Genomic DNA, 3,486 nt, shown 5'->3' with positions numbered 1-3,486 from the left:
AACCTCGGCCGTCGGTGCGATCGCAGCCACCGGCACGCCGCTGGCGAGCCCCGTTGCGCCTCCCGCCGTGACCGACGTGCCGGTGGCTGCGATCGCACCGACGGCCGAGGTTGAAGCGCCCCCGGCTCCGCGCGCGGCCCGCCCCCAGACAGCGGAACGCGCAGCACCGCCGCGCGTGGCCCAGGCCGAGCCCACCAATCCGAGTCCTGCGACCGGCGCAGACATCGCCGATCCGGTTGAAACCCTGGCAGGCGAAGATCTGACGGCGGTTCCGCCGATGACCAATGACGGCACGGTCAACGAAGTGCCGACATCCGAAGTGACAGCTTCCCCGCCCGCCCCGACCGAAGGCGATGGCGAGGTCTGGGGCTGGATGGCCGCCTTGCTGGCCGCTCTGGGCGTGGGCGGCGGCGCGATCGCGCTGCGCCGCACCCGGACGCGCAAGAGCGCCGCGATGATGGCCGAAGCGCGCGCATCGGACGCAGAATATGACCGCCGCCTGGCTTCGCCGCATGCGCGTCCGCCGGTGGCACCCACCATGGCTGCCGCAGCACCCGCGACGGCCAGCTTTGTGCAGCCGGTGATCCATCCAGCGCCTGCTCGGCCCGCCGCACGCACCGTTAATCCGGACAGCCCGATCGACCATCGCCGTCTCGAAGCACTGATCGCGCAGCGCCCGAACCGCGACAACCCGTTCAAGACCCGGGCCAATCGCAAGCGCCGCGCGTTGTTCCTGATGCGCAACGGCTATGGGATGCAGAGCGCGGCCTGATAATCAAAAGAGGAACGACACTTGCGCATATCGGGGAGGCGGTCATTCGCCTCCCCTCTTTTTGCCTCAGGCCGCTCGGTAACGTGCCAGCCAGTGCGCATAGGGCGCAGGCAGCGTCCAGCTGGCATTGTCGATACCGAGCTCGCGCGCGGCCTGATAGGGCCAGTGCGGATTCTCGAGCAGCGGGCGGCCCATCATCACCAGATCGACATCGCCATCGGCGACCATGCTGTTGGCGTTTTCGGAGCTGCCGATATACCAGCTGGTGGCATTGGGCAGGCCGGTCTCGTCGCGGACCCGGCGCGCGATCGGCGCCATGAACGCGGGCCCCCAGGGGATCTGCGCGGCGGGCGTCGAAAAGCCGATGCTGACATCGATGAAATCGAGCCCGCGCGCCTTCATCTCGCCGACCAGCGCGATCGATTCCTTGAGCGTCTCCTCATCCTGCCCATCATATTCGAGCACGCCGAAACGGGCGGAAAGCGGCAGATGGTCGGGCCATACTGCGCGCACCGCCTCCAGCGTCTCGAGCAGGAAGCGCCCGCGATTTTCGGCGCTGCCGCCATATTGGTCGGTGCGCTGGTTCGAATGACGCGACCAGAAGCTCTGCGCAAGATAGCCATGCGCGAAGTGCAGCATCAGCCATTCGAACCCGGCATCGCGCGCGCGGATCGCCGCGGCGACGAAATCGGCCTTCACCCGCTCGATATCGTCCAGCGTCATCTCGCGCGGGGTGCGGTTGAGGCCACCGCCGAACGCAACCGCCGACGGCGCGATCGGCTCCCAGCCGCGCGGATCGCCTTCGGCGATATGGTCGTCGCCCTCCCAGGGCACATTGGCGCTGGCCTTGCGCCCGGCATGCGCGATCTGGATGCCGGGGACCGCGCCCGCCGCCTTGATCTCGGCGACGATCGGCGCGAGCGCATCGCGTTGTTCGTCGCTCCACAGGCCGAGGCACGCCGGGGTGATCCGGCCTTCGGGCGACACGCCCGAGGCCTCGACCACCACCAGCCCCGCTCCGCCGCGCGCGAACGAGACAAGATGCGAGCGATGCCACTCGTTGGCGACGCCGTCGGTAGCGGAATACTGGCACATCGGCGAGACCGCGATGCGGTTGCGCAACGTCAACGACTTGAGCGTGAACGGCGTGAACAGCGGCGTATCGGTGCTGGGGCTCGGATTGGTCATAGGGGGATCGTCCTTGGCTTGGGGATGCTTGATAGTTCGTATATAATCGAACTATAGGAATTACAAGCCCGGCCTGCTATATGGGTGCGCATGAGGAACTATGCGCATCCCGATCTTGCCGACGTTACCATCGAGCACGCGCTGCACGCGCTGAGCGATCCGGTGCGGCTCGACATCGTCCGCCAACTCGACCGCGCGGGCGAGGCAAGCTGCGCTGCCCTGGACGGCGGCCGCCCGAAATCGAGCATGTCGCATCATTTCCGCGTCCTGCGCTCTGCGGGCCTGGTGCACACGCGCATCGCCGGGGTGCAGCACATGAACACGCTGCGCCGCGAGGAGGTGGACAAGCGGTTTCCGGGGCTGCTCGATGCGGTGCTGGGGGTGAAGGGTTAGGATTGCTACGCTCAGGCGGCTTGGGTGTGCGCGCGGATAGCAGAAGGTAAGCGGGAAGCGGACGTCAGGGCTTTTCCCAGTAGGTTTTGAAATCGGGGTGCTCGCAAAACAGCGTCTCGAAGCTCGGCTGCAAAATCCCGAGAATGTGAACCTCATTTTCTCCGAGCGCAGGCCAGGCCTGTATCGATATTGCCTCGCTGATCAAAGGCACACCATCCACCATCTCTATCCGCAGATCGTGTCCTCGATCCTCGATGTAATCGCCATCAACGACATTCGCGTGCCGCTCGACATCATAGGCTGACAATGGTTTGAATTTCGCCATTGCGACGCCCATCGGGGGGTCTAGCGCGAAAATCTCAGCCTCGCCGATTGGGGTATCTGCTTCGTAAATCGTCACCTTCATGGCTACGTTATGCATCATCACGCCAAGACCGGAAATGGCGTCGTTTGCCGAACGGTTTGTTTTCCCCATTGATGGCCACCCCCCACAACCCCCGCTCAGCCTGAGCTTGTCGAAGGCCACGTTATACGGCCTGCGTGGGCGCGGGTCCTTCGACGACGCGGGCTGAAGCCCGCTGCTCAGGATGAGCGGGGGTGGTCAGGAGCTTCTGCGCCAGGCCAGGAACAGCAGACAGGCGGCAAAGGCGATCGGCCCGTACATCAGCGCCATGAATGCAAGCCAGCTTAGCCATTCCCCGGTTGCCAGCAATGCCATATCCGGCGCAAAAACCACCCGTCCTGCCCAGCCTGCCAGAAAGGCCCAGACAAGAACGGTGGCTACAAGGGAGAGGATGGCGAGGCTGAGATAGGTCGTGCGCATAGCGGGCAACACTGCGCGCGACGAGAATGAACGGCAAGTGCGCGCTCATCAACGCTTGCCTGCGCAGGCAGGCATCCATCTCCTTCCGTGGCGACCGGTGCAACGCTTGGTAGATGCGCCCCTGCCTTCGCAGGGGAGCGGGCATGAGGCGGGCGGGTTTGCGCGGCTGGCGCTACCTCTTCGCGGCTTCGCGTCTTCGCGTGAAACCCCTTTTGGCACGCGAAGGCGCGAAGGCGCGAAGGGGTTGGGCATGGCCGATGGGGCTCACGTTCCCCTCCCTGCAAGGGAGGGGTTATGGGTGGGTCGGCGG

General features: G+C 65.5%; 5 protein-coding genes. 2 read left to right on the top strand and 3 right to left on the bottom strand.

Translation table 11 applies throughout. From position 1 onward, the window contains the following. A partial coding sequence (locus AX735_RS25750; RefSeq protein ID WP_066278953.1) for a hypothetical protein occupies nt 1–772 on the top strand: 772 nt, incomplete at its 5' end. Nucleotides 773–838: 66 nt separating this feature from the next. Here AX735_RS25750 and AX735_RS09245 read toward each other — a convergent pair. Beyond that, the gene (locus tag AX735_RS09245; protein WP_066278950.1) at nt 839–1,960 is read right to left on the bottom strand and encodes an NADH:flavin oxidoreductase/NADH oxidase; all 1,122 of its coding nucleotides are present in this window, start codon (nt 1,958–1,960) and stop codon (nt 839–841) included. A gap of 90 nt (nt 1,961–2,050) precedes the next feature. Here AX735_RS09245 and AX735_RS09240 point away from each other — a divergent pair, with 90 nt between their 5' ends. Beyond that, entirely contained in the window at nt 2,051–2,353 is a 303-nt protein-coding gene (locus AX735_RS09240; protein WP_023839747.1) for an ArsR/SmtB family transcription factor, read from the top strand. A gap of 64 nt (nt 2,354–2,417) precedes the next feature. On the opposite strand, the gene AX735_RS09235 is transcribed toward AX735_RS09240, so the two are convergent. Then, nucleotides 2,418–2,879, bottom strand: coding sequence for a hypothetical protein (locus AX735_RS09235; protein WP_137776299.1), 462 nt, complete (start codon nt 2,877–2,879; stop codon nt 2,418–2,420). A gap of 75 nt (nt 2,880–2,954) precedes the next feature. Further along, nucleotides 2,955–3,176: a hypothetical protein gene (locus tag AX735_RS09230; RefSeq protein ID WP_066278945.1), complete on the bottom strand. Its 222-nt coding sequence runs from the start codon at nt 3,174–3,176 to the stop codon at nt 2,955–2,957. Between the last annotated feature and the right edge of the window lie 310 nt (nt 3,177–3,486).

The organism is Blastomonas sp. CCH1-A6 (assembly GCF_001556365.1).
In the GTDB taxonomy this organism is placed as follows: domain Bacteria; phylum Pseudomonadota; class Alphaproteobacteria; order Sphingomonadales; family Sphingomonadaceae; genus Blastomonas; species Blastomonas ursincola.
The sequence above is the reverse complement of the archived record's forward strand: the minus strand, read 5'-3'. Positions and strand labels throughout refer to the sequence as shown.

Excerpts from the sequence above, each read along its gene's own strand:
- AX735_RS09230 (WP_066278945.1), bottom strand. The coding sequence starts at position 3,176 with ATGCGCACGACCTATCTCAGCCTCGCCATCCTCTCCCTTGTAGCCACC.
- AX735_RS09245 (WP_066278950.1), bottom strand. The coding sequence starts at position 1,960 with ATGACCAATCCGAGCCCCAGCACCGATACGCCGCTGTTCACGCCGTTC.
- AX735_RS09240 (WP_023839747.1), top strand. The coding sequence starts at position 2,051 with ATGAGGAACTATGCGCATCCCGATCTTGCCGACGTTACCATCGAGCAC.